Source organism: Acinetobacter sp. UBA801 (assembly GCA_002296655.1).
Taxonomy (GTDB): domain Bacteria; phylum Pseudomonadota; class Gammaproteobacteria; order Pseudomonadales; family Moraxellaceae; genus Acinetobacter.
The window spans coordinates 24,030-48,880 of sequence record DBIN01000043.1 but is presented as its reverse complement, the minus strand read 5'-3'; the positions used below and the strand labels follow the sequence as shown (position 1 = coordinate 48,880).

Below are 24,851 nucleotides of genomic sequence, written 5' to 3'. Positions count from 1 at the left end.
TTGTGCTATGTTGAATTCACTATTTTGTCACTTGCCAGATATATATTGGCTAAAAAGATAACAAGGATATTCGCATGACACGTGACTATGAGCAATTCCCAGATGATGATAATGGTAATGTACTTTGGCAAATGCATGAAGATGGGGATGACCTGACAGAGCCACATGAAATTGAGTACTCCATTGCTTTTACCACACAAGAACAAGCCGAAAAATGTGCGCTGTATTTGTTGGCAGAAGAGCAAAAAATTTCATTATTTCAAGATGAAGAATCTGATGCTGTTGAATGGATTATCACCATTTATGTGTATATGGAACCAGAGTATTCAGACATTGTAGATTTAGAACAATGGTTCACTAAAATTGCCGAAGAGCATGGCGGTGAATATGACGGTTGGGGCTGTATGGCCTACGTCTACGATGATGAAGATGGGTACGAAGACGAAGAATAAATTTGATTTCCCGAAAGCATGTGTTGATCACATGCTTTTTTAATTCTGCATGACACATAAGGATTGGTTTTTAGTATCAAGCCTTGCAGCGTTCTTGTAGAACAGAAAGAGGCAATATGGATATTGCAATTAAGCGAGCCTATCTAGATGCTGTACCTACAGATGGTACACGGGTTTTAGTCGATCGTTTGTGGCCACGTGGTGTGACTAAAGCGCGTGCTCAGATTGATTGTTGGCCTAAAGAAATTACCCCCTCAACTGAATTACGCAAGTGGTATCACCAAAACCCTGAACAAAACTGGGATGAATTTCAACAGCGTTATCTGCTTGAACTGACTCAGCAAGAAGCGACCTTACAGGAACTGCTTAAACTGGCACAGCAGCAAAAAGTGACCTTAATTACTGCTGCAAAAGATGAACAGCATAATCATGTGGTGGTGTTAAAGCATGTTTTAGAGCAATCTTTAACATCGTTAGAGTAAAAATCCATCGTATTATTCAACTATTATCCTTATGCTTTATAAGGTTTTTAAGTTTATGAATAATCAGTAAAAAATGTTATAATAAAGTTTTTGAGGTTTTTTATGTCTTTGCCAAATTGCCCAAAATGCCAGTCAGAATATACTTATGAAGATGGTGACTTGCTCATTTGCCCAGAATGCTCACACGAGTGGAAAGAAGGTGATGTAGCTGAAGAAGCGGCTGCTGTAATCAAAGATGCAAATTGTAATGTGTTAGCAGATGGCGACACGGTAACTGTGATTAAAGACCTTAAAATTAAAGGTTCATCTGCTGCTGTAAAAGTGGGGACCAAAGTGAAAAATATTCGTTTAATTCCAGACGCTGCCGATGGTCACGACATTGATTGTAAAATTGATGGTATGGGCGCAATGAAATTAAAATCTGAGTATGTGAAAAAAGCATAATCTGTATTAGAAATACCAAGCGCAGGCAACTTTGTAGAAGTCGCCTGCGCTTTTTTTATGCAGGGTACAAAGAAAAAGATCATTAAGTTTTTTGATATGTGACAATAAAAATGACACAGCATCACTTTTAATGTTTGTACAAAAATACTTTTTTATTTTGCCTAAGTCCTTTATATTTTAGATGAAAAGAACAAGTTTTAATCAGGTTTAACGTAGTCATTACTTAACAACACCACTCACAAAAACAGTTGGGGGACACTATGTCAGGATGGTTCGAAGTTTCACAAGCAAGCAATGCACAATATCGTTTTGTACTTAAAGCGGGGAATGGCGAAATAATTTTAACCAGTGAGTACTATAAAGCTAAAGCTTCGGCTTTAAATGGTATCGCTTCGGTACAAAAAAACAGTCAGGAAGATGGTCGTTATGACCGTCTGACTTCTAAAAATGATAAGCCGTATTTTAATTTAAAAGCCGCCAATCATCAGGTGATTGGTACAAGCCAGCTCTATACAACTGAGCAATCACGTGAAAAAGGCATTGAATCGGTTAAAACCAATGGCAGTAGCAGTACTATTAAAGATTTAACAGTAAGTGCTTAACCTAAAGGTTATCCTTAATTTTAAGCCTTGTATAAAAAGCATGCTGCGGCATGCTTTTTTATTTGAGGGGGGTGGTGGATAGTTCCCCAATTGATTGTATTGGGTGAAGTACTTTGAGCATTTTTGGGTAGAGAAGAAGATTAATGAAAAAACTGGCGATGCGGATATTTTTGGTACTTATAGCGGTGGTGGCGGTATGGTGCGCAGGGCCATATTGGAGCCTGTATCAAATCAATCAGGCTGTGGAGCAACATCAGGCAGATCAACTTTCAAGCTATATAGATTATCCGCAAGTTAAAGCCAGTTTAAAACCACGAGTGCAGCAGCGTTTACAGCAGTTAATGGGTTTTGAGGCATCCTCTTCAGCACCAAATGTTTTGGGGCAGCTATTGACTGATCAGCTGAGCGATAAAATGCTAGACGTTTTGCTGACACCAGAAAGTATTGCTTTATTGATGCAGGGCAAAGCTTGGCAGGAATCCATTTCTTTACCAGATTTATCCTCACAATTGCCGCAAGCCTCTACAGAGCAATGGACTGTGCAGCATCGGAAAACAGGATTTAGTATTTTGCCACGTGCGCATGCACAACAAGTTGAACTTGCCGAGGCTTTTAAACCGAGTCCAGATATTCGCAGTGGTTTTCATCGTTGGAACCGTTTTGTGGTTAAAGTACCTACCCAATATGCGGGACTTACCGAATTTGAGTTACAGCCACGCAACTGGCGCTGGAAAATTGTTGCAATCCGTTTAGATGTGCGCGAGTAGGTGGATTAGGTGAATATTGATGGGGTACGAGGTATTGATTCCTCGAACTTTCCCCCGGTTTGTTGAATGTCATGTGGTGAAAAAAATAGTTAGCAGGAAAAATAAGATGAAAAAATTATCAGGTGGTTTGAGTGCGGGTTTGTTACTTGGTGGAGCATTGTTTAGCCCTTTGTTGATTGCAGCACCAGTAGCAAGTACAACAGCGACATCTAAAACTACACCGATTGAAGGCTTATATTTTCAGCATCAAGACTGGGAGTTGGCTTGTGATAATACAGGCACCTGCCGTGCTGCGGGTTACCAAACTGATGACAATTTTGAGCAACCGATTAGCGTATTGCTAACGCGTAAAGCAGGTCAAAATCAGGCCATACAAGGTCAATTACAAATTCAAAATGATGTTCCTCAAGCAACACTATTTTTAAATGGTCGTGCTTTGCAACAGTTACGCTTTAATGAAAATATTGCAAACTTGTCTGCTACCAGTGTGCAAAAGCTGTTGTCGCAGGCGCATCAGCATACCGTTATTGAATTAAGACAAGCTAAGCAACGCTGGCAATTGTCTGATGCAGGCTTAAGTGCGGTATTGTTAAAAATGGACGAATTTCAAAAACGTGTGGGTACAGATTCCGCAATATTGGCAAAAGGCAATAAGGCATCTACGCAGGTTTTAAAAGCGCAAGCGATGCCTAAAATCAATATTCGCATGCAGCCTCAATACCGAATTGCCAAACCCCAGATGCTTACTGCAGCCAGTGCAGAAAAGTTATATCCAATTTTACAAAAAACTGTAGATCGTGAAAATTGTTATATGCTGTTTGAACCTGAACAAGCAGAACAGCAAATTCATACTTATCCTTTAAATCAGGATAGGGTGTTGGTTGAGGCAAATTGTTGGCGAGGGGCTTATAATTGGGGTGTGGCTTATTGGGTCATGGATAAAAAATTGCAAAAGATACAGCAATTTGTAACCGATTCTGCTTCAGAATTTAGCAACGGACAGATTTTTTCCTATCAAAAAGGACGTGGAATTGGTGATTGTTTCAGTCAAACTGAATGGGCGTGGATTGGTCAGCACTTTGTCAAAAGCTATCAGTTTGATGCAGGACAATGTAAAGGTTTTGCAGGTAGTGCATGGGAAATGCCAAGCTTTGTCAGCAAGGTTGAATAGATGACACTCACCAATAAAAGCTGAAATTTTTAGATAAAATTTGAGCTTGATGGATTCACTGTTTAAGTCGTGTGCGCGACTAATTTTTCAATGATTTCATCCAGTTTTTTCAGACGTTTGATTTCATCCCATAAAGTTTTGGCTTCGGGGTAATGCTTCGACATCATGCCAAGCCATTGTTTATAACGTCCTAGCATGCCAATTTCTGTTTTGGCAGGGCCGCGAATAAAGCGAATTTGCAGTTGCAGCAAATCTTGCCAACTCAGTAAAGGCAGGTCTGAATTTTGACGAATACACTGAGTCAAATCGGGTGTGGTCACGGCACCACGTCCAATCATCAAATCTTCACAGCCAGACTCTAAGCGACACTGTTTCGCGTCTGCATTGTTCCAAATTTCGCCGTTGGCAATCACATTTATTTTCAATGCTTCACGAATCGGGCGCAGTTGATCCCAAAATGCAGGAGGTGTATAGCCATCGGCTTTGGTACGTGCGTGTACTGTGACCCATGCTGCGCCTGCATCTTCAATGGCGTGCGCATTTTCTAGCATGAAGTTCCGATCCATATAACCTAAACGCATTTTGGCAGAAACTGGAATATGAGCAGGAACGGCATCACGCACCGCTTTAACCAGTTCATATACCACTTCGGGTTCATCGAGTAAGACTGAACCGCCTCGATGCCGATTGACCGTTTTGGCAGGGCAGCCAAAGTTCATATCAATGGCAGGAGCGCCCATCGCCGCAGCTTTGGCTGCATTGGCTGCTAACATTTCAGGATTATTTCCTAAAAATTGAACATGCACAGGTGTACCTGCAGCAGTTTTGCCGTTGGTGAGTAATTCTGGGCAAAAGGTGTGGTAGATATGATCTGGCAGAATGCTGTCTGTGACTCGAATAAACTCTGTCACACACCAATCAAAACTACCGACAGACGTGAGTACATCACGCATGATGGGGTCGGTTAAGCCTTCCATGGGTGCAAGAATCAGTTTCACAAGATGCTGCCAGTTCAAACAAAAGTGGAGTTATACGTTTTTTTATGGAGGATGTCTAGAAAAAGGGTTTTGAATTGAAGTGGTTGTAGCTAAGGTTTTAATATTCAATGTATTTATTTAACACAGTGATCTGTATCTCAAGTTTTATTTAGTCCATGCATTTGATGTGCATCATTGGCTAGATATTTCAATGAAGTACTTACATCGTTAGAAATCATTTAGATGATTGGCTTCATTTAAAAAGCTCATTCCTCTTGGTTAGGCTCTTCAATAATTGATCATCCAACACGTTGAATAAGTCAAACAAAAAATATCTCACTTGCCTAAAATCATTTCCAACACAAATTTAGAACCAATAAAACCGAGTGCCAATAAAAAGAAACCAATAATGGTAAAGCGAATCGCTTTTTGTCCACGCCAGCCAAACTTGTAGCGTCCAAGTAGTAATGCACCATAGACAAACCAAGAAATAATACTAAAGGCAGTTTTATGCGCTAAATGCTGTGCAAAGAAATGTTCTATCGTAAAGAAACCAAAGCCTAATGCGACTGTGAGTAAAGCAAAGCCTGCAATCAACATGTCAAATAGCAAAGATTCCATATCTTGCAAAGACGGCAGCAAATTTACCCAAACTCGACGCTTTTGTTTGTTTTTGAGTTCGCGGTTTTGAAACCACATTAACACGGCATGAATAGTTGCCATCAACAATACGGCATAGGCAGATAGCGATAAAATAATATGAATATCTAAACCAATCGAGTTTTGGTTAATAAATAAATTATGCTGGCTGAATGAAAAGCCTGTAATTAAACCCACTGCGGCTACAGGAATACCAATCAAATTTAAAGCAATAACAGGGCGGTAACTGCTAAACAGCAAGCTCAATAACAACATTAAACCTGAAGTAAATGACATCAGGTTAAACACGTTGTAATTGACACCCATCGGCGTCCACATATCGTTATACAACACGGCCGCATGCAGTAATAAGCCCAAACTGAGCAGAGAACGAATAAACCAGTGATTTGGCGCACGTTTAGACATTAAATGAGAAAATAAATACCAAAAAGAGCTGGTATAAGCGATTAATGCTAAAATCGTATAAACCAAGGGGAGACTGATCATGTCAAACCTTTTTCAGGATGATGAATATTCATTTATATAAATTCGATGCGAACTACAGTATCCTATAGCATCTTGTGCATAAATTTTCTATTTTAAAGAAACATTTTTTTGCTAATGGCTATTTTAAGCGGAATTTGCAATGTTTGATACCTTAACAGAACGACTCACGCAGAGTTTAAGAAATGTTACTGGCTCAGGGCAGCTAACCGAAGACAATATTAAAGATACGTTACGTGAAGTACGTATGGCACTTCTTGAAGCCGATGTGGCGTTACCTGTAACTCGTGAATTCATCGCGAAAGTTAAGGAAGAGGCATTGGGTCAGGAAGTCATGACTCAGTTATCGCCTGGTCAGGCGTTCGTCAAAATTGTCTATGACGAACTCACAAAAATGATGGGCGAGGCCAATGAAAGCCTTGACCTTGCTGCCAAGCCACCAGTTGTGGTGTTGTTGGCAGGTTTGCAGGGTGCGGGTAAAACCACCACAGCTGCAAAATTGGCACGTTTTTTACAAGAACGTCAAAAGAAAAAAGTGGCGATGGTGTCTGCCGACGTTTACCGTCCTGCAGCGATTAAACAGTTACAAACAGTTGCTGGTGAAGTGGGTGCGATTTTCTTTGACTCAAATGCCAATGAAAACCCTGTCGATATTGCCAATCGTGCTATCGAGCAGGCAAAAATTCAGTTTGCTGATGTTTTGATTGTCGATACCGCAGGTCGTCTGCATGTCGATGATGACATGATGGACGAAATTAAAGCATTACACTCAGCGATTAAACCGACTGAAACTTTGTTCGTGGTTGATGCCATGACGGGGCAGGATGCGGCAAATACCGCTAAAGCCTTTAATGATGCTTTGCCATTAACGGGTGTAATCCTGACTAAAACTGATGGTGATGCGCGTGGTGGTGCTGCACTTTCAGTTCGTGCGATTACAGGTAAACCAATTAAATTCTTGGGGATGGGTGAAAAACTCGATGCCCTAGAGCCATTCCACCCTGAACGTGTTGCACAACGTATTTTGGGCATGGGTGACGTGCTGTCTTTGGTCGAAGAAGTTGAACGTAAAATCGACAAAGAAAAAGCCGAAAAAATGGCGAAAAAACTGCAAAAAGGCGGTAGCTTCAACTTTGAAGATATGCTGATGCAGTTTGAGCAAATGAACAAAATGGGCGGCATGATGGGCTTCTTGGACAAGTTGCCTGGCATGAGCAATTCAGGTATTCAAGATGCGATTGCCCAAGCCAATCCTGAAAAGCAAGTGAAAAAGATGGAAGCGATTATCCAGTCGATGACCATCAAAGAGCGTCGTAACCCAGACCTGATGAATCCAAGCCGTAAAAAACGTATTGCTGCGGGTTGTGGTATGGATGTGTCAGAAGTGAATAAGCTGATCAAGCAACATGCACAAATGGCAAAAATGATGAAAAAATTTGCCAATCCATCGGGCATGGCAAAAATGATGCGTTCATTGGGTGGTTTACAAAAGCAATTCAGTGGTGGCGGTATGGGGCCATTGTTTGGTAGTAACGACCCAACTAAGAAATAATTGTTTTAAAAACACCTTAGAAGTTAAGTGTTAAAAAAGCAGGTGTATAAAAATGTGCCTGCTTTTTTGTTGTTCTTTATTCGTAGATTACAGCTACACAGCAAGACTGATCAGCACAGATGCGAGCAATGTTTAGCATTATTGCACTTCATGTGTTGCATATTGAATATAACGCTGCAGACCTTTGAGCAATAAATCTTGCTCAACCTGCGGTTGATATTGCTGCAAGAATTTGGCAAACAACGGGGCATCGCCACCTGTTAAAATCAGTTTGCGTGGTGACTGTCGAATCACATGCTCGATGGTGCTTAGCAAGCCGAGTAAAATACCATGATGGACGGCATCAATGGTGCTGCGTCCTGGTGTGAGCTCATCAAAAGCAGCATCGGGAATTTTAATGCCTTTAGTATTTTGAATCAGTGCATCACGTTGCAAATATAAATTGGGTAAAATATAACCGCCAAAATGCGTCAGTCCATCCGCTAAATCAATAGTGAGTGCGGTACCACAACTAATGACACAATAATTTTCTTGTGGATCATTTGCCACAGCAAGCACTTGTAGCCAGCGGTCTATCCCCAGTTGTTGAATATCATATTCACAATGCAAACCTGCATAATCTGCATGTACTTTGGCATAAATCACAGGCACATTCAGGGTTTTTAAAATCAATTGAATGCGTTGATTATTCTTTTGATCTTGTACTGACGACACGCCAACTTTATGCACATTCAGACTTTTAAAGTGTTGAATCAAACCCAGCAACAAATCGGCAGGAGATTGTAAATGCAATTCTGCTTCATGTTCGATGATGCGGTCTTGTTCTGTAACCCAGTATTTCAGGCGCGTATTGCCAATATCTAGCCATAAATTTTTCATAAACATGACTCGGCAAGATCGACAGGGCGTAAACGTCCCTGATAAAAAATTTCAAGTCCTTGTGCCGTTTCAATTTGCACCGCGCCATCATCCTGAATGCCTAAAAAAGTACCCTGACAGCTGCCTTTAAAATGTTCAAACTCAACTGTTTGTCGCATAAATGCGGCATGATGATTGAAGCGGGAGGCCAAATTATAACAATCGTGATTAAACCAGTCGCAGGCTTGTTGAATGGCAAGATAAAGCTCTGCAATCAGGCGAACACGGTCAAGAGATACCAAACCTAGTTCAGTCAGGGATGTGGTTTTTTGATCAATAACGGGTGAGTTGACAGGAGCAAGATTAAGCCCAACCCCAACAATGACTTGCTGTGCAGAAATTGGCTCAATTAAGATGCCGCCCCATTTGCCTTGTGGGCTGTATAAGTCATTTGGCCATTTTACTTGTAGATTCAGCGCCAGTAGACTCGGCATTTGCAAGATATTTAACGCAATTTCTAAAGCCAAACGCCCATTTACAGGTGTTCGTAAATTTAGCAATGTGCTTAAATAGATGTTCCCTTCGGGTGATACCCATTGCCGTTGACGTTGTCCTCGACCATGCGTTTGTCTAGTACTACACACCAAGACACTCTGCACACCTTTTTGTGCAATTTCCCGTACATCATCATTGGTGGAAGTGGTAATCGGCTTCAGAATGAGTACTTCTGGAAGCTGTCCTGCTTCTGTGAGTTGTTGTTGCAGTTCTCGGGTTTCTACATCCATACGAATTTACAAATAGTGGAATATATTTATGGAGTTAATCATATATTTATTGATTGGTGCAATTGCTGGATTTGCAGCAGGGCTGTTTGGTGTCGGTGGTGGCTTAATTATTGTGCCAATTTTATACATTGTGTTCACTCAACTTAATTATGACCCATCGGTGTTAATGCACATGGCAGTGGGAACATCATTGGCAACCATTATTGTAACTTCGATCAGCTCAGTCACGGCACATCATAAAAAAGGTGCGGTGATGTGGTCTGTATTTTGTAATCTTGCACCTGGTTTAATTGTAGGTGCATTTGTTGGTGCGGGTATTGCCGATTTCCTTTCGGGGCAAGGCTTACAGTTGTTGATTGGTGGTTTTGCGCTGTGGGTGGCTTTTAAGATGTTTAGAGGCGCAAATATCGCGGTTGATCCTTCACATCATTTGCCTTCAACCGCCAAGCAAGTCATGGCGGGTGGTGGGATTGGCATTGCCTCTGCAATTTTTGGGATTGGCGGTGGCAGTTTAACAGTGCCGTACTTAAACCGTTACGGCGTGGTCATGCAAAAAGCGGTAGCAACCTCAGCGGCTTGCGGTTTGCCAATTGCAGTGGCGGGTGCATTAGGCTTTATGTGGTTTGGTCAGCAAGCCGAAGTTGCAGTACCTAATACTATTGGTTATATCCACATATATGCGTTTATTGGCATTAGTGTGACGAGCTTTATTACCGCCAAACTCGGTGCAAAAGTGGCGCATTTGTTATCGCCAGCGATGTTACAAAAATGTTTTGCCTGCTTGCTCACCACCGTTGGGTGTTATTTTGTATATCAGGGCATGCGGGTATTTTTCTAAGTTGAGTCGCTACTTTCTTTGTTTAAAGCCGTGTTTTGTTTTAAGTCGTGTAAAATTGGCTCTAGCGCCATGAAATTGTCGGACAATGTCATGGCGTTGTGATCTGTTTCGCAGTAAAAAGAAAGATGCTTGTATCGGAGCGATGCTTGCAGTCAAGGGATGACCTGAAATGACCTAAATGAGTGTGACTCCGAATTTTCATCACTGCATCTTATAAAAACAAGATAGGAACAGTATGCAACAACAAGAATCAGAAAGTTTATCGGAACAAATTGCCCGACACATCGCAGAACAGATTATTAGCGGTGATTTGGTTGAAGGTGAGCGTATTCAGGAATTGCGCATCGCCAAAGAACTAGACGTGAGTCGTGGTTCGGTACGTGAAGCCTTATTGTTATTGCAACGTACTCATCTGATAGAAATTTTTCCACGTCGTGGTGCAATTGTGTCGGAAATGTCGGCACAGCAAGTCCGTGCTTTGTTTGACAGCAGCAGTTTGTTATTAGGCTATATTGTGCAGCGTATAGCTGATACGTGGCGCATACACGAAGCCGAAGCCTTACAACAACTTTTGCTGCAACTGGCAGAGCAATGCCGTTTGGGAAATACCGAAAAATTTTATGATCTAATTTTTCAATATCTGGCGCAGCAGCCTGATATGGTGGGAAATTTATACTTAATGAAGTTCTATCAAGAGTTATTGCCATCATTAAGACGCAGTTACTTTTTGACCTTAAATACTTCACGTCGGGAGTTACAAGAATCTTTTGAATTATTTAAACTGGTGAGTGATGCAATTTTAAGCAGAAAATCACAACAAGCCACTTTATTTATGGAAGATTTTTGCCGACACTTGCGCAACTTGGTGTTGGAATCTCTGACCCGTATGAAACAGATCGAGCTTGCATGGGCAAGACGTTCACGCCGTTAATTGGGACATTATGCGTTTAAGCAGTTTAAAACTTTCTGGCTTCAAATCTTTTGCCGACAGTACGACCTTACATTTTAAGGCCAACCGTACCGCTGTGGTGGGGCCGAATGGTTGTGGTAAATCCAATGTGATTGATGCCATTCGTTGGGTGATGGGCGAATCTAGCGCGCGCCAATTGCGTGGCGGCAGTATGCAGGACGTGATTTTTACAGGAACAGCCAAACGCAAACCTGTTGGTGTAGCTAGTGTTGAACTGCGTTTTGACAATACCTATGGTAAATTGGGCGGTGCTTATAATGCCTATAATGAACTGTCTGTACGTCGGCAGGTGAACCGTGATGGTAAGTCTGAATATTTTTTAAATGGAACCAAGTGTCGTCGTCGTGACATCACCGATATTTTTCTGGGTACAGGTTTAGGCCCACGTTCTTATGCAATTATTGAACAGGGTATGATCAACCGTTTGGTCGATGCAAAACCTGAAGAAATGCGGGTGTTTATTGAAGAAGCGGCAGGCGTGTCACGTTATCAGGCACGTCGTCGTGAAACCATGCTGCATTTGGATCACACCACGCAGAATTTGGCGCGTTTGGAAGATATTGCTTCGGAACTAAAATCGCAGCTGAAAACCTTAAAACGTCAGTCAGAAACAGCAATTCAATACAAAGCACTTGAGAGCGAAATTCGCACCGTTAAAGTCGAAGTGTTGTCTTTTCAGTGTGAACAAAGCGCGCGTTTACAGCAAGAATACACTCTGAGTATGAATGAGTTGGGGGAAAGCTTTAAATTGGTGCGCGCTGAGCTGACCACTTTGGAACATGACTTAACTGCAACCAGTGAGTTGTTTCAGCGTTTGATTCAGCAATCGACACCGCTACAGCAAGAGTGGCAACAGGCAGAAAAGAAACTGGCTGAACTGAAAATGACTTTGGAACAAAAACAAAGTTTGTTTCAGCAAAATACCGCGACTTTATCGCAGCTTGAACAACAAAAAGCACAAACCAAAGAGCGTTTACAACTGATTGAATTGCAGCTAGAGAGTCTGGTTGATCAGCAAGAAAACCAACAGGAAAATCTACAGCAGCAAGATCATTTGGCGCAGCAGCAGAGCCAGCAATTTCAAGATTTAAAAGCGCAGCAACACACTCAAACTGCACAATATGCGCAAGTCAAAGCACAAGTAGAACAGCAACAACAAAAGTATGTGCACATGCAGGCTCAAAGTGAGCAACTGGCGAAAAACATCAGCCGTATTGAGCAGCAAAAACAAATCTTGACACAGCAGTTTGCACAAATTCAGCCGCAAGATCAGCAAGAGGGAATGCAACAACTACAGGACGAAAAGACGCGCTTGCAGGCTGAAATACTGACACTACAACAGAATATTCAAGACAGTACTCAGCAACTCGCCACCTTGCAGACCAACTATAATGAGCACAAAGCACAGTGTGCGACCTTAAAATCTGAGATTCAGATTTTGCAGTCAGAACAGAAAAACCTCAATCAATTGCTCATTAAGCAAAGTCCAAAAGCCCAAGCCAATGTAGTGCAGTTGATGCAAGTATTACAACTTGCAGATGTGGCGAAACCACATGCCAATTTAATTGAAAAGTTCTTGGCTAAATGGTTATCTGCGCAGGTGGTAGAGGCAGATACAGAATTTCAGGACAGCTGCGCACGTCAGTTAAAAGTCCATGTAGGGGTAGACTCGAAAACATCAAAAATACAGCTTTCGGGGTGTGAGTCCCTCAGTGACTGGATTGCGTCACCGCAAAGTAGTTTGTGGCAAAGTGTCGCAATTACAGAAAGTTTATCGCAGGCTTTGGCTTTGCAAACGCAACTGCAGGCAGGGCAGTCTATCCTCAGTTTAGATGGTTATCATGTCGGACCAGATTGGGTAATCGGGCTGTTTTATGATGAAGCCGCACAGGCTGGGCAAGGGGCATTAAGTCATCGGATTCGCTTGGATGAAATTGAACAGACGTTGGCGCAGCAACTGCCACAATATGAGCAAGCAGAACAGCAACTGCCTGAATTGCAGCAACAAGTACAACAGTTGCAGCAGCAATTGCAGCAACAACAGCAACAACTCAAACAGCAGCAGCAAGCTCTGCAAACGCTAGATGTACAAATGGCGAAAGCTGAAAGTGCGGCACAGGCTTTTGCGGTGCAGCAACAGCAATTACAGCATCAATTGGCACAATTAGATGAGCAGCTCGAAGAAGATGCCATGCAAAAAGATGATCTAGAAATTGATTTGCATGCTTTGGCTTTTAAACTTGAGCAAGCTTTGCCGCAGTATAAAACCTTGCAATTTCAGGTCGAGCAGCTGAATGAACAACTCGATACTTCACAGCAGCAATTTCAGCAGCAACAACAAGAAGTGGAGCTGTTACGTCGTCAGGCGGTACAATCTCAGCAGCAAATTGAGCTGTTAGAAAAAGATGCCACTTTCTTAAAAGCACAATATCAACAAATTGTGGCGCAAATGGAACAAGCCAAAAAGTTTGTCGATCCTGTTCAGTTGGAATTGCCTGCTTTGGAAACTCAGTTTTCAGAGCAGCAGCAACAGACTGAAAAGCTGCAAAAATCTTGGCAGGAATGGCAAGTGGAATTGAACAGAGTGCAATCTAAGCAGCAGCAACTGACCGAACAGCGGCAGCAGCAACAGCAGCAAGACGAACAATTACGTGCCAAACTTGAAGAAAAACGCTTGGCATGGCAGTCGGCAAAGTCGGACTATCAGCATTATTCTGAACAATTAAAAGATTTAAACAGCGAGATCATCACAGGTTTGCAGATTGATGTTGCCGCGCATCAACAAAAACTGGCGAAAGCACAGCAACAGTTTGATAAATTGGGGGCGGTCAATTTGGCAGCTTCGGAAGAATATGAAGAGGTCACCGCTCGTTTTGCAGAATTAAGCCATCAAATTGAAGACTTGCAAAATACTGTTTCACAGTTGCAGGCGGCAATGAAAAGTATTGATCAGGAAACCCGTAAACTGTTTATGAACACCTTTGATCAGGTCAATACCGAATTGCAGGAGCTGTTTCCTAAAGTCTTTAATGGCGGTGAAGCCAGTCTGAGCTTGGAAGATGACTGGCAATCTGGGGTCAAATTGATGGCGCGTCCACCAGGTAAGCGCAACAGTTCTTTGGCCTTACTTTCAGGGGGCGAAAAAGCCCTGACAGCTTTGGCTTTGGTTTTTGCAATCTTCCGTTTAAACCCAGCGCCATTTTGCGTACTCGATGAAGTTGATGCGCCGCTGGATGATGCCAACGTTGGACGCTTTTGTAATTTAGTAAAAGAACTTTCTGAACAAGTGCAATTCATTTACATTACACATAATAAACTTGCTATGACGATGGCAACCGACCTCTTAGGTGTTACCATGCCTGAACCGGGAACCTCAAAATTAGTAACCGTAAATTTAGAAGAAGCCGCAGAATACGGCCTAGTCGCGGAGGCATAATATGGAAATCACCACAATCGTTGGAATTGTCATCGCTATTGTGATCATGGCGTTTGGTTTGAAAATGATTCTAAAAAAACCTACAGACTCAGCACCGTCTTTGGATTCTGAATTGCAGTTCAATGAAGATTGTCAACAACCGATTATTCCACGCCATGTACGTGACCAATTGCAAAGCGACGCTAAGCCACCACGTGTGGAGCCGACTTTAACAGCAGATGAAGTTGCACCAGAGACGCCTATCAAGTCTGAACCACAGGCTTTAACAGATGATATTGTAGCTTCTTCAAGTGCCGAAACCGACAAAGCTGAACCGAGTTTGCAGGCAGGTATAGAAACTTCTGAGCTTGAATCATCTACAAAAGCATTGCAGTCTGAAGTCGCACAAGACACATCAAGCCCGTCAGCGGAAACTCCAGAATATTCATTATCGGATGAAATTCAGCAAGTGATTGCAGAAACTGAACCGAATGCACAGACTGCTGAGCAAAACAAAGCTTCGACTGAATACAGCCTGAATCAACACATTGAAACTGCTAAAATTTCTGACTTTAATGAAGAAAGCAGCATTTTAGATTCACACTTACATGAACAAAAAATCATGGATGAAGAAAGTGCCTTGGCAACAGCTGAATCTTTTATCGCGCTGAATGTCTTTCCTGAACGTCGCATACTTTCGGGCGATAAAGCCTTAAAAGTTTTGATCAAATACGGTTTGCGTTTTGGTGAAATGTCATGCTTCCATCGTTATAACGAAGATGGCACAAAATTATTATTTTCAGTTTTGCAAATTAATGATGAAGGCGCAGATGGTTTTGATTTAGAAACTTTATCTACCGAACAAGTCAAAGGTTTAGCTTTTTTCCTCGCTTTGCCACACAGCGATGTGCAAAATGCCTTTGACACCATGGTCAGCATTTCAGGACTGATTGCACGTGAAATTGATGGAACGGTGTATGACCAAAATCATTTAGAATTTACCCCACAATTACGTGAGCACTGGCGGCATCAGGCAATCGATTATCGTGCTGGTCAGGCAAGTCATGCTTAAAATTGTGATATCGCGCTTGGTACAAGTTGTCTACAAGCGCTGTGTAATTGAACTGAGTGCAGCAAGATAAATTGCAACTTTACAGCCGCATTTTTATAATGTGTGCAGCAATACAAGCTGTAGCATGCGCTACATAGAAAAATTGAAGGGCGGAACAAGACCGCCCTTTTTTATGGTGGAAAATATGTCTGTAGATTTAACTGTCGTGGCGCAAATGCGTCAATTGATTCAACTGCTTGCCAAGCACAATCATGCCTATTATGTGATGGATCAACCGACAATTGCAGACAGTGAATATGATCAGCTTTTCCATCAACTAAAAGCGCTAGAGCAACAGCATCCAGATTTAGTACAACCAGATACACCGACCAATAAAGTCGGTGGCACGCCTTTGGCGAAGTTCACTACGGTTAGGCATGCCGTACCCATGTTGTCTTTAGGCAATGTATTTAATCAGGAAGAATTATTTGCTTTTGCAAGACGTGTCGAAGAGCGTTTACCTAATCAAAAGATTGAATACGATGTCGAACTTAAATTTGATGGTCTGGCGATTTCACTTTGGTATGAGCACGGTGTTTTAGTGCGTGGTGTGACCCGTGGTGATGGGGAAACAGGGGAAGACATTACCCACAACGTCAAAACCATCCGCAATTTACCTAAAGTCTTGAGTGCGTCAGAAACGGCCATTCCTGAATTTTTGGAAGTGCGCGGTGAAGTGGTGATGCCAAAACTTGGTTTTGAGAAACTCAATGCGGCAAATACAGCTAAAGGTGAAAAAGCCTTTGCCAATCCACGTAATGCAGCAGCAGGAAGTTTGCGTCAGTTAGATCCGAATATTGCGGCATCACGTCCTTTGGCATTCTATGCTTATGGCATTGCGCAATGTGTGCCACCTCATGGACAAAGTACCATGTCCGACAGTTTGGCATGGTTGGAGCAGTTTGGGTTTGAAATTGGTGAACGTCATTTTGTCTGTAAGCACATTCAAGAGGTTCAGGCGGCTTATGAGCAAATTAACCTTGAGCGTCCGAATTTAAGCGTTGAAATTGATGGCATGGTGGTTAAGGTCAATGATTTGAAACAGCAGCAGCAATTGGGTTTTTTAAGTCGTGAGCCGCGCTGGGCGACTGCCTATAAATTCCCTGCAGTTACAGCTTTAACCACCATTGAGAATATTGACTGGCAAGTAGGGCGTACGGGTACGCTGACGCCTGTGGCGCGTTTAAACCCTGTTGCCGTAGGTGGTGTGACCGTATCCAATGTCACTTTACATAATATTGGTGAAATTCACCGTTTGGATGTACGTATAGGCGACACCGTCAGTGTTTACCGTAGTGGTGATGTCATTCCCAAAGTTGAAAAAGTTTGGACGGAATTTCGCGTTGCTGATGCGCAAGAAGTGCATTTACCTGAAAAATGCCCTGTGTGTGACTCACCTGTGGTGATGCCTGAGGGTGAGGCATTGGCGCGTTGTTCAGGCGGTTTGTATTGTGCTGCACAGCGTATTGAAGCGATTCGTCATTTTGTGTCGCGTAAAGCCATGAATATTGAAGGTTTGGGTGATCGTTGGGTGGAGTCATTACTGCACTTGAACTTACTGCAAAATGTGGCCGATATTTATCATTTACACGAACACCGCGATACCTTGCTCGGCATTGAAAAAATGGGTGAAAAGTCGGTTCAAAACTTGATTGATTCGATTGAAAACAGCAAAAAAACCAATTTGGCAGCATTTATTTATGCCTTGGGAATTCGTGGTGTGGGAGAAACCACCGCACGGATGCTTGCCAATACTTTTCAGACTTTAGAGGCTTTGCGTGAAGCTGATTTAGAAGCATTAAAGAAAACTCCAGATGTGGGGGATATTACCGCAGAATGGATTTTGGACTTTTTCCAAGCACCGCATAATTTAGAGGTATTGGATCGCTTATTGGCGGCAGGCATTCATTGGGATGCTCCAATTGCACCAACACGTCAGCCTTTGAATGGCGAAAGCTGGGTGATTACAGGGACCTTGAGCCAAATGGGACGCGATGAAGCGACACAGTTGTTGCAGGCCTTGGGCGCACGGGTGAGTGGCAGTGTTTCGGCTAAAACCAAATGTGTGGTTGCAGGTGAGAAGGCAGGCTCAAAGCTAGAAAAAGCCGAAAAGTTGGGTGTACAAGTCATGAATGAAGCTGAGTTTATTCAGCTGATGCAAGAATATGGTGTACTTGAATAAGCATCACGCTACATTTTTATCCACTATAAGTACAAAGGCACTTCAACGATGAAATGCCTTTGTTTTATTTAGAGAGGTCGAGGGTTTAACGCTTTTTCACAATACCATCATCAATGAGTTGCTGAAAATGTTCGATTAAACTGGTTTCAATATTACGGTAGTGCATACCTAATTCACGCTGACTTTTTTCTGCATTAAAATAAATTGGGTAGCCCATATTCAGTTCCACAAATTTACGGGAAAAACCAAGTAGAGGGCCAAAGGCTTTAAAGGCAAATTTAGGTAACTGATTGCGTGGGAATGGATATTTACGTCCAAAATGCTGCGCTAAAATTTTACCCATTTCCAATAAGCTGAGTGTACCACCGCTAACAATATAGCGCCCTTCAGCCGCTGGGTTGAGTGCGGCCTGAATGTGAGCATCGGCCACGTCACGTACATCAACAATCCCATTCCACATGGCAGGGACGCCCGCCAAGGTCATGCCATTGGCAAACTGCAATAACACTTCCACGCTACCCGATTGAGTGTTTTTGGTCAAAGATGGGCCAAGCACCAACGCAGGGTTGATGCAGACCAAATCCCAGCGGGTTTGTGCCTGCGCCATTTCCCAAGCTTTGCGTTCTGCCGCCACTTTTGAATAAGGATAAGGCTGATGTTCTGGGCTGCTGCTGGTATTCCAGTGACTTTCATCAAAACAGTTATTGGTCGTCGTTAAAATATCAATCGCATCGCCATAGGTTGCAGCAATACTTGAAGTCACTACCACACGCTTTACCGAAGCAGTACGATTAACGCTGTTTAACACATTTTCGGTGCCAATCACGGCAGGTTCAATAATGTCTTTGATTGCATCTTTATAGTTAGTGACCACGAAAGGTGAAGCCATGTGCAGTACAATTTCACAGCCTTGCATGGCAACATCAAAAGCGCCTTCTTCAAGTAAGTTGGCTTGGAATAATTCTAAGTTTCCTGTGCTTTTTGCCGCGATATCCGTCAGATGTTGAAAAGTGTGGGTTTTATTCAGATCACGTACCGTCGAATGTACAGTATGTCCTTGTTCAAGCAGGTTTTTAATGACCCAACTGGCAATATAGCCTGTTGCGCCTGTGACTAAAATGGGTGCAGATGTATTTGGATTTGTCATTATTTTAGGAAAGTGATGGAACTTGTGATTATCATAAAGCAGTTGAATTTTAAAATCTGCTTTTTGGGTGTTTATTACGATACCTGAATGTCACAGTGCGGCTTCTTTCAATATTTACAAATTGATGCAAAATCATTGTATTGTCATTTTTAAAGCTGAGTTTTACCAAACAGTTGTTTTATATATGGGAATTTTAAAGTTATATTGCAAATGCGTATGTTTCTCATTTTTATTTTATAAAAATCATAGGTTTACAATAATTAACTTTTGCAATTTTGCATAAATATAGTCATAATGACTAGATTAAGAAAGGGAGTACAGCAAATGCGTGGCAATCCAGAAGTCGTAGACTATTTAAATATGTTGATTGGTGGCGAACTGGCTGCTCGCGATCAATATTTGATTCATTCCCGTATGTATGAAGATTGGGGTTTAAGCAAAATTTTTGAACGCATTGACCATGAAATGCAGGAAGAAGCGCAGCATGCCGATGCTTTAATTCGTCGTGTATTGTTCCTTGAAGGTATTCCAAATATGCAGCGCGATGACATCGACGTGGGTGAAGATGTGGTGTCTTGCTTAAAAGCCGATTTAAAACTGGAATATGAAGTGCGTGAAAAATTGGCGCAAGGCGTAAAATTGTGTGAAGAAAAGGGTGACTATGTCAGCCGTGATATGTTGCGTCAACAAATGACCGATACCGAAGAAGATCATACCTACTGGTTGGAAAAACAATTACGTTTAATTGAATTGATTGGTTTGCAAAACTACATTCAATCGCAAATGTAATCTGATCAAAGCAAAATAAACCAAAACCCGATTTGTGATAAATCGGGTTTTTTTATAGATCGTTTTTTATAGATTGGCTTCTTTATATCAATTGTTTTTTTAAAGGATGTGTCTTGGTGCTTGGTAGATGTTGATTGAGTCGATTCAGTATTATACTGAGGTGATTTTCTAACTTGAGAGCAAGCCACATGCAACAACAGATTTTATTGATTACAGGCTGGGGTGGTGGTACGGCACTCTTAAATCCGTTACAGCAAGTCTTGACCGCACAAGGTTTTCGGGTTGAGCTCATCAATATTTTTAATGCTGCCGATGCGCAGGTCATGCAGCAACAGGTCGAATTTGCACGTCAGTTTGATGTGATTATAGGTTGGTCATTGGGTGGACAATTGGCAACGCTATTGGTCGATGCGATTGCCAGTCAATATGCAGAATATAAAACCTTAATCAGCATTACATCCAATCCGTGTTTTGTTGCACAAGCAGATTGGGATACAGCCATGCCACAAGCGACGTTTGCCCAGTTTAAACAATCTTTTGCACAAGACCCCATTCTAACCCTAAAGCGTTTTGGTTTTATGGTGTGTCAGGGTGTCAGCAGCAGTAAAACGGACTTATTACAATTACAAAGTTTGGTTCAGCCGCAACCGCAATCTTTGCTTCAACAGGGCTTAAATTTATTGGAGAACTTAAACTTGGTGAAGATGCTTAAAAGTTACCCAGGTCAGCAGTATCATCTTTTTGCCGAGCAGGATGTTTTAGTTGATTGCAAAGTTGCACTTAAACTTCAAAATTTAGCTGCAAAGTTTTTAAGCGTAGATGTTTTACCAGGCTCACATGGTCTGCCATTGTTCCATGCCAATGAGCTGACTAGCAAAATCTGCCAATATTTACAGAAAAATCCGTCAACTCAAGTATAAGTGACAAATCTCGCAATTTATTTTGTAGGCAGACAGGTTTAAGATTTAGTACATCAAGTTTTTTACAAGATCAAGGATGATGGTGGGATGACAGAACAGATGGATTTGGCTTTTGATCGTGAACATCTTTGGCATCCTTACACTTCTATGACTCAGCCTTTGCCAACTTTCAAAGTCAAGCGAGCATTTGGTAGCACCATTGAACTTGAAGATGGTCGTCAATTGATTGACGGCATGTCATCGTGGTGGTGCGCGATTCATGGTTATAATCACCCTGAACTGAACCGTGCTGTGACCGAACAACTTAACAGCATGGCACATATCATGTTCGGTGGTTTAACTCACAGCCCAGCCATTGAGTTAGGGCGTTTGTTACTTGAAATTACCCCGCCGAGTTTAGATAAAATTTTTTATGCAGATTCAGGTTCAGTCGCCGTTGAAGTGGCGCTGAAAATGGCGGTGCAATACTGGACTGCACAAGGCAAAACTGAAAAAACCAATTTTATTACCACCCGTTCTGGCTATCATGGCGATACATGGAATGCCATGTCGGTTTGTGATCCTGTCACAGGGATGCATCAGGTTTTTGGTTCAAGTTTAGCGCGTCGTTATTTTGTATCTGCGCCGCAAACAGATTTTGATCAAGAGTGGAATCCTGCTGATATTGCAGAATTGGCGCAAAGTTTGGCCGAGCATCATCAGCAGATTGCCGCCATGATTATTGAGCCGATTGTGCAAGGTGCAGGCGGTATGCGCTTTTATCATCCTGAATATTTACGTCAAGCCAAATTGCTTTGTGAGCAATATGATGTGTTGTTAATTTTTGATGAAATTGCCACAGGTTTTGGGCGTACAGGCAAGCTGTTTGCATGGGAACATGCACAGGTCGAACCCGATATTATGTGTATCGGCAAAGGGCTGACAGGCGGTTATATGACCTTGTCTGCCACATTAACTACGAAGCATGTTGCAGAAACGATTTCGCAAGGTGAGGCAGGTGTGTTTATGCATGGCCCGACCTTTATGGCAAATCCACTGGCCTGCGCGGTTGCAGTAAAAAGTACTCAATTATTATTAGAACAAGACTGGCAAGCCAATATTCAACGCATTCAGCAGCAACTTGATCAGCATTTAACGCCATTAGCTAATTTGGCATGGGTACAGGATGTGCGGGTTTTAGGTGCAATTGGTGTGGTGGAACTTAAACATGCTGTCGATATGCAAAGCCTGCAACAAGAATTTGTGCAACGCGGTATTTGGGTGCGTCCATTTGGTAAATTGGTTTATGTGATGCCGCCGTATGTGATTACAGTAGCAGAACTAAATACCTTATTACAGCAATTGGCTGAGGTGGTGACAGGGATGCAAGGAGCGAGCGCATGAGTTTACTCGATCACTATGCAGAACAGCTTGATCAGCTTCACCAACAGGGTAATTTTCGTCAATTTCGCAGTAATCAGCAGCAAGGTAAAACGATTGAAATTCAGCAACAGCAGATGCTGAATTTATCTTCCAATGATTATTTGGGTTTAGCTTCTGACTTGCGCTTACGTGAACAGTTTTTTGATGAAACACCCAATGCGCAGCGTTTAATGAGTGCCTCTTCATCACGTTTACTGACTGGAAATTTCCCTGCCTATGAACAGCTTGAAGCTACATTAATGCAATTATTTCATGGGCGAGCTGCCTTGTTGTTTAATAGCGGCTATCACATGAATATTGGTATTTTACCTGCATTGGCAGATGCGAAAACTCTAATTTTGGCCGATAAACTGGTACATGCCAGCATGATTGATGGCATTCGTTTGTCATCTGCCAAATATTTGCGTTATCGACATAATGATTTGGCGCATTTGCAGCAATTGCTGACGCAATATCATGCTGATGAAAATTATGAACGTATTATTGTAGTGACTGAATCTATTTTTAGTATGGATGGTGATGAAACTGATTTAGTCGCGTTGGTCGCACTGAAACAGCAATTTGCCAAAGTCATGTTATATGTCGATGAAGCACATGCGATTGGCGTACGTGGGCAGCAAGGTTTAGGTTGTGCCGAACAGTATGGTGTGATTGATGCTATTGATTTTCTAGTCGGGACATTTGGCAAAGCCGTTGCTTCGATTGGGGGATATTTGATCTGTGATCCGATTATCCGTGATTACCTGATTAATCGGATGCGTCCGCTAATTTTTAGTACCGCGCAGCCACCTATTTGCATGGCATGGACGCAGTTTATGCTGAATCAGATTGTGAACATGCAGGCACAGCGTCAGCATTTGGCCGCCTTGAGCCAATATATGCAGCATGGGATTCGGGCCAAAGGTTTTGTTTGCCCATCTACTTCGCAAATTGTGCCTGTGATTATTGGCGACTCCAGTGCAACTGTAAGCAAAGCCCAACAATTACAGGCGGCAGGTTTTTATGTGATGCCTGTACGCCCACCGACTGTGCGACAAGGCAGTTCCAGACTGCGGATTTGTTTAAATACGCAATTTGAAACGGTAGATTTAATGCCGTTATTGGATTTGCTTTGAGTGTGCGTATGCGTATAGATAAAGTACAAGTTGCACAGCGTTTTGCCCGTGCACATCAGAGTTATAAAACGCATGCTGTGGTGCAGCAGCAAATTTGTCAGCAGTTAATGGCAAAAATGCAGCAATATATTGTGCAGCAAAAGTTGTCAGATCAATCTCAACTTCGCTTTGAAAACGTCTTGGAAATCGGCTGTGGTTCGGGAAATTTAACCGACTTATTGCTGCGTGAATTTCAAATTCAACACCTGACTTTAAATGATTTATATGCCGAAGTGTTGCAAGCATATCTGCATAATCCCCAGTCAACTAGTACACAAATTCATGGCTTAATTGGCGATATAGAACAGCTCGATTTTCCACAGTCTTTGGATTTAATTTGTTCAAGCTCGGCTTTGCAATGGGTGGAAGATTTTGGAGCATTATTGCGTAAGGCGAATCAAGCGTTAAAGCCGCAAGGGTATTTGTGCTTTTCGACGTTTGGCCCTCAAAACTTGAATGAAATTAAGCAATTAACAGGTCAGGGCTTACATTATTTGAGTATGGATGCGTTACAACAACAGCTCAAGCAGCAAGGCTTTGAAGTATTACACTGTTCAGAGCAGCTTGAATCATTAAGTTTTGAACATCCCAAACAGATTTTGCAGCATTTAAAAGCCACAGGTGTCACGGGTACAGCGCAAGGGCAGCGTTGGAACAAAACGACTTTAACCGAGTTTTATCGGGGCTATGAACAGTTTAGTCAGCAGCATAGCTCACAGCAAAAAAGTTATACGCTCACGTATCATCCTATTTATTGTCTTGCACGGAGAATGCCATGACAGCTCAAGTTTACTTTGTGAGTGGTATTGATACAGGGATTGGCAAAACCTATGCCACAGGTTATTTGGCCAAGACTATGAATGAACATAGTATTCAGACCATTACCCAAAAACTGATTCAAACGGGCAATCAAGACGTTTCAGAAGATATTGAGCAGCATCGTAAAATTATGGGCAGCGAATGGTTGCCTGAAGATGATGACAAGCTCACTATGCCTGAAATTTTTAGTTATCCTGCTTCACCGCATTTGGCTACACAAATTGATGGTCGTGAAATTGACTTTGCTAAAATTGAGGCTGCGACTGCGCAACTGGCGGCAAAGTATGATGCAGTATTATTAGAAGGTGCGGGCGGGCTCATGGTGCCACTGACCACAGACCTACTCACCATCGACTATATTGAGCAAAAACAATACCCTGTCATTTTGGTGAGTTCTGGGCGCTTGGGTAGTATTAACCACACTTTGCTCAGTTTGGAAGCTTTAAAAACACGTGGTCTGAATTTACATGCATTGGCATATAATTTGAACGATGAATCACAAGACCCTTTAATTTCGCAAGATACTGCCAAGTATTTAAAAAATTATTTGGCAAAAAGCTTTCCAAAAGCACAGTGGATTGAAATTCCTGTATTGCCGAATATCTAATGGTTATTATTTTTTGTCCATTAAATTTGCCCAATTAAAAGCCACACATTCATGTGTGGCTTTTTTATCAATTTGGCATATTCAGCTATTAGAATTTCTTAAAGCTTTTATTGCCAAACGGTTTACGTGGTGCATTTTCGTCACGACGCTCGCGATTGCCGTAGTTGTTAGCATCCTGACGTTCACGGTTGCCGTAGCTATTACCATCTTGGCGACGTTCACGGTTGCCGTAACTGTTACCATC

At 42.2% G+C, this 24,851-nt stretch carries 23 protein-coding genes; 18 read left to right on the top strand and 5 right to left on the bottom strand.

The window, feature by feature from the left end; all coding sequences use genetic code 11:
• Window positions 1-74 precede the first annotated feature (74 nt).
• The 6 genes from B2W49_RS08940 (at window position 75) to B2W49_RS08915 (ending at window position 3,918) form a co-directional block, all read left to right on the top strand.
• On the top strand, window positions 75-452 hold the full coding sequence (locus B2W49_RS08940; RefSeq protein WP_291339583.1) for a ribonuclease E inhibitor RraB: 378 nt from the start codon (window positions 75-77) through the stop codon (window positions 450-452).
• Window positions 453-568: 116 nt separating this feature from the next.
• Window positions 569-934: a DUF488 domain-containing protein gene (locus tag B2W49_RS08935; protein WP_291339581.1), complete on the top strand. Its 366-nt coding sequence runs from the start codon at window positions 569-571 to the stop codon at window positions 932-934.
• A gap of 102 nt (window positions 935-1,036) precedes the next feature.
• Entirely contained in the window at window positions 1,037-1,378 is a 342-nt protein-coding gene (locus tag B2W49_RS08930) for a zinc ribbon domain-containing protein YjdM (RefSeq protein ID WP_291339580.1), read from the top strand.
• A gap of 260 nt (window positions 1,379-1,638) precedes the next feature.
• Entirely contained in the window at window positions 1,639-1,980 is a 342-nt protein-coding gene (locus tag B2W49_RS08925) for a YegP family protein (protein ID WP_168418131.1), read from the top strand.
• Between the two features lie 143 nt (window positions 1,981-2,123).
• Window positions 2,124-2,747 carry a DUF2939 domain-containing protein gene (locus B2W49_RS08920; RefSeq protein ID WP_291339577.1) on the top strand — a complete coding sequence of 208 codons (624 nt, stop codon included), beginning with the start codon at window positions 2,124-2,126 and terminating at the stop codon, window positions 2,745-2,747.
• 106 nt (window positions 2,748-2,853) lie between these two features.
• Window positions 2,854-3,918, top strand: coding sequence for a DUF1176 domain-containing protein (locus tag B2W49_RS08915; RefSeq protein ID WP_291339575.1), 1,065 nt, complete (start codon window positions 2,854-2,856; stop codon window positions 3,916-3,918).
• Window positions 3,919-3,980: 62 nt separating this feature from the next.
• On the opposite strand, the gene B2W49_RS08910 is transcribed toward B2W49_RS08915, so the two are convergent.
• Both B2W49_RS08910 and B2W49_RS08905 read right to left on the bottom strand, forming a co-directional pair.
• Complete coding sequence (locus B2W49_RS08910) at window positions 3,981-4,916, bottom strand: tRNA dihydrouridine synthase (RefSeq protein WP_291339573.1); 936 nt, start codon at window positions 4,914-4,916, stop codon at window positions 3,981-3,983.
• A 315-nt stretch (window positions 4,917-5,231) separates the two neighbouring features.
• The gene (locus B2W49_RS08905) at window positions 5,232-6,041 is read right to left on the bottom strand and encodes a cytochrome C assembly family protein (RefSeq protein ID WP_291339571.1); all 810 of its coding nucleotides are present in this window, start codon (window positions 6,039-6,041) and stop codon (window positions 5,232-5,234) included.
• 139 nt (window positions 6,042-6,180) lie between these two features.
• On the opposite strand from B2W49_RS08905, the gene ffh reads away from it, so the two are divergent.
• Entirely contained in the window at window positions 6,181-7,590 is a 1,410-nt protein-coding gene (ffh, locus tag B2W49_RS08900) for a signal recognition particle protein (RefSeq protein WP_291339569.1), read from the top strand.
• A 138-nt stretch (window positions 7,591-7,728) separates the two neighbouring features.
• Here ffh and B2W49_RS08895 read toward each other — a convergent pair whose 3' ends face one another.
• Together B2W49_RS08895 and B2W49_RS08890 are read right to left on the bottom strand one after the other, a co-directional pair.
• Entirely contained in the window at window positions 7,729-8,469 is a 741-nt protein-coding gene (locus tag B2W49_RS08895; RefSeq protein ID WP_291339567.1) for a type III pantothenate kinase, read from the bottom strand.
• Window positions 8,466-9,233: a biotin--[acetyl-CoA-carboxylase] ligase gene (locus B2W49_RS08890; RefSeq protein WP_291339565.1), complete on the bottom strand. Its 768-nt coding sequence runs from the start codon at window positions 9,231-9,233 to the stop codon at window positions 8,466-8,468. Before B2W49_RS08890 ends, B2W49_RS08895 begins: the two co-directional genes overlap by 4 nt.
• 28 nt (window positions 9,234-9,261) lie before the next feature.
• Here B2W49_RS08890 and B2W49_RS08885 point away from each other — a divergent pair, with 28 nt between their 5' ends.
• The 5 genes from B2W49_RS08885 to ligA all read left to right on the top strand — a co-directional run bounded on the left by B2W49_RS08885 (window position 9,262) and on the right by ligA (window position 17,749).
• Window positions 9,262-10,071 carry a sulfite exporter TauE/SafE family protein gene (locus B2W49_RS08885; RefSeq protein ID WP_291339564.1) on the top strand — a complete coding sequence of 270 codons (810 nt, stop codon included), beginning with the start codon at window positions 9,262-9,264 and terminating at the stop codon, window positions 10,069-10,071.
• 235 nt (window positions 10,072-10,306) lie between these two features.
• Window positions 10,307-11,002 carry a GntR family transcriptional regulator gene (locus B2W49_RS08880; RefSeq protein ID WP_208011924.1) on the top strand — a complete coding sequence of 232 codons (696 nt, stop codon included), beginning with the start codon at window positions 10,307-10,309 and terminating at the stop codon, window positions 11,000-11,002.
• Window positions 11,003-11,012: 10 nt separating this feature from the next.
• On the top strand, window positions 11,013-14,477 hold the full coding sequence (gene smc, locus B2W49_RS08875) for a chromosome segregation protein SMC (RefSeq protein WP_291339559.1): 3,465 nt from the start codon (window positions 11,013-11,015) through the stop codon (window positions 14,475-14,477).
• A gap of 1 nt (window position 14,478) precedes the next feature.
• Complete coding sequence (locus tag B2W49_RS08870) at window positions 14,479-15,528, top strand: cell division protein ZipA C-terminal FtsZ-binding domain-containing protein (RefSeq protein ID WP_291339558.1); 1,050 nt, start codon at window positions 14,479-14,481, stop codon at window positions 15,526-15,528.
• A 184-nt stretch (window positions 15,529-15,712) separates the two neighbouring features.
• Complete coding sequence (gene ligA, locus B2W49_RS08865; RefSeq protein WP_291339557.1) at window positions 15,713-17,749, top strand: NAD-dependent DNA ligase LigA; 2,037 nt, start codon at window positions 15,713-15,715, stop codon at window positions 17,747-17,749.
• An 85-nt stretch (window positions 17,750-17,834) separates the two neighbouring features.
• Here ligA and B2W49_RS08860 read toward each other — a convergent pair whose 3' ends face one another.
• On the bottom strand, window positions 17,835-18,896 hold the full coding sequence (locus B2W49_RS08860) for an SDR family oxidoreductase (protein WP_291339556.1): 1,062 nt from the start codon (window positions 18,894-18,896) through the stop codon (window positions 17,835-17,837).
• A gap of 324 nt (window positions 18,897-19,220) precedes the next feature.
• On the opposite strand from B2W49_RS08860, the gene ftn reads away from it, so the two are divergent.
• The 6 genes from ftn to bioD all read left to right on the top strand — a co-directional run bounded on the left by ftn (window position 19,221) and on the right by bioD (window position 24,607).
• Window positions 19,221-19,685: a heteropolymeric bacterioferritin subunit Ftn gene (ftn, locus tag B2W49_RS08855; protein ID WP_291339554.1), complete on the top strand. Its 465-nt coding sequence runs from the start codon at window positions 19,221-19,223 to the stop codon at window positions 19,683-19,685.
• 188 nt (window positions 19,686-19,873) lie between these two features.
• Complete coding sequence (locus tag B2W49_RS08850) at window positions 19,874-20,605, top strand: hydrolase (RefSeq protein WP_291339551.1); 732 nt, start codon at window positions 19,874-19,876, stop codon at window positions 20,603-20,605.
• 99 nt (window positions 20,606-20,704) lie between these two features.
• A complete protein-coding gene (gene bioA / locus B2W49_RS08845; RefSeq protein WP_291339600.1) occupies window positions 20,705-21,988 on the top strand; it encodes an adenosylmethionine--8-amino-7-oxononanoate transaminase in 1,284 nt (427 codons plus the stop codon).
• On the top strand, window positions 21,985-23,142 hold the full coding sequence (locus B2W49_RS08840) for an 8-amino-7-oxononanoate synthase (protein WP_291339549.1): 1,158 nt from the start codon (window positions 21,985-21,987) through the stop codon (window positions 23,140-23,142). Before bioA ends, B2W49_RS08840 begins: the two co-directional genes overlap by 4 nt.
• Window positions 23,143-23,150: 8 nt before the next feature.
• The gene (bioC, locus tag B2W49_RS08835; RefSeq protein ID WP_291339547.1) at window positions 23,151-23,960 is read left to right on the top strand and encodes a malonyl-ACP O-methyltransferase BioC; all 810 of its coding nucleotides are present in this window, start codon (window positions 23,151-23,153) and stop codon (window positions 23,958-23,960) included.
• Complete coding sequence (gene bioD / locus B2W49_RS08830) at window positions 23,957-24,607, top strand: dethiobiotin synthase (protein ID WP_291339545.1); 651 nt, start codon at window positions 23,957-23,959, stop codon at window positions 24,605-24,607. The genes bioC and bioD overlap by 4 nt, the downstream gene beginning before the upstream one ends.
• Window positions 24,608-24,851 lie beyond the last annotated feature (244 nt).

Excerpts from the sequence above, each read along its gene's own strand:
- B2W49_RS08940 (WP_291339583.1), top strand. The coding sequence starts at position 75 with ATGACACGTGACTATGAGCAATTCCCAGATGATGATAATGGTAATGTA.
- B2W49_RS08935 (WP_291339581.1), top strand. The coding sequence starts at position 569 with ATGGATATTGCAATTAAGCGAGCCTATCTAGATGCTGTACCTACAGAT.
- B2W49_RS08930 (WP_291339580.1), top strand. The coding sequence starts at position 1,037 with ATGTCTTTGCCAAATTGCCCAAAATGCCAGTCAGAATATACTTATGAA.
- B2W49_RS08925 (WP_168418131.1), top strand. The coding sequence starts at position 1,639 with ATGTCAGGATGGTTCGAAGTTTCACAAGCAAGCAATGCACAATATCGT.
- B2W49_RS08920 (WP_291339577.1), top strand. The coding sequence starts at position 2,124 with ATGAAAAAACTGGCGATGCGGATATTTTTGGTACTTATAGCGGTGGTG.
- B2W49_RS08915 (WP_291339575.1), top strand. The coding sequence starts at position 2,854 with ATGAAAAAATTATCAGGTGGTTTGAGTGCGGGTTTGTTACTTGGTGGA.
- B2W49_RS08905 (WP_291339571.1), bottom strand. The coding sequence starts at position 6,041 with ATGATCAGTCTCCCCTTGGTTTATACGATTTTAGCATTAATCGCTTAT.
- ffh (WP_291339569.1), top strand. The coding sequence starts at position 6,181 with ATGTTTGATACCTTAACAGAACGACTCACGCAGAGTTTAAGAAATGTT.
- B2W49_RS08895 (WP_291339567.1), bottom strand. The coding sequence starts at position 8,469 with ATGAAAAATTTATGGCTAGATATTGGCAATACGCGCCTGAAATACTGG.
- B2W49_RS08890 (WP_291339565.1), bottom strand. The coding sequence starts at position 9,233 with ATGGATGTAGAAACCCGAGAACTGCAACAACAACTCACAGAAGCAGGA.
- B2W49_RS08885 (WP_291339564.1), top strand. The coding sequence starts at position 9,262 with ATGGAGTTAATCATATATTTATTGATTGGTGCAATTGCTGGATTTGCA.
- B2W49_RS08880 (WP_208011924.1), top strand. The coding sequence starts at position 10,307 with ATGCAACAACAAGAATCAGAAAGTTTATCGGAACAAATTGCCCGACAC.
- smc (WP_291339559.1), top strand. The coding sequence starts at position 11,013 with ATGCGTTTAAGCAGTTTAAAACTTTCTGGCTTCAAATCTTTTGCCGAC.
- B2W49_RS08870 (WP_291339558.1), top strand. The coding sequence starts at position 14,479 with ATGGAAATCACCACAATCGTTGGAATTGTCATCGCTATTGTGATCATG.
- ligA (WP_291339557.1), top strand. The coding sequence starts at position 15,713 with ATGTCTGTAGATTTAACTGTCGTGGCGCAAATGCGTCAATTGATTCAA.
- B2W49_RS08860 (WP_291339556.1), bottom strand. The coding sequence starts at position 18,896 with ATGACAAATCCAAATACATCTGCACCCATTTTAGTCACAGGCGCAACA.
- ftn (WP_291339554.1), top strand. The coding sequence starts at position 19,221 with ATGCGTGGCAATCCAGAAGTCGTAGACTATTTAAATATGTTGATTGGT.
- B2W49_RS08850 (WP_291339551.1), top strand. The coding sequence starts at position 19,874 with ATGCAACAACAGATTTTATTGATTACAGGCTGGGGTGGTGGTACGGCA.
- bioA (WP_291339600.1), top strand. The coding sequence starts at position 20,705 with ATGGATTTGGCTTTTGATCGTGAACATCTTTGGCATCCTTACACTTCT.
- B2W49_RS08840 (WP_291339549.1), top strand. The coding sequence starts at position 21,985 with ATGAGTTTACTCGATCACTATGCAGAACAGCTTGATCAGCTTCACCAA.
- bioC (WP_291339547.1), top strand. The coding sequence starts at position 23,151 with ATGCGTATAGATAAAGTACAAGTTGCACAGCGTTTTGCCCGTGCACAT.
- bioD (WP_291339545.1), top strand. The coding sequence starts at position 23,957 with ATGACAGCTCAAGTTTACTTTGTGAGTGGTATTGATACAGGGATTGGC.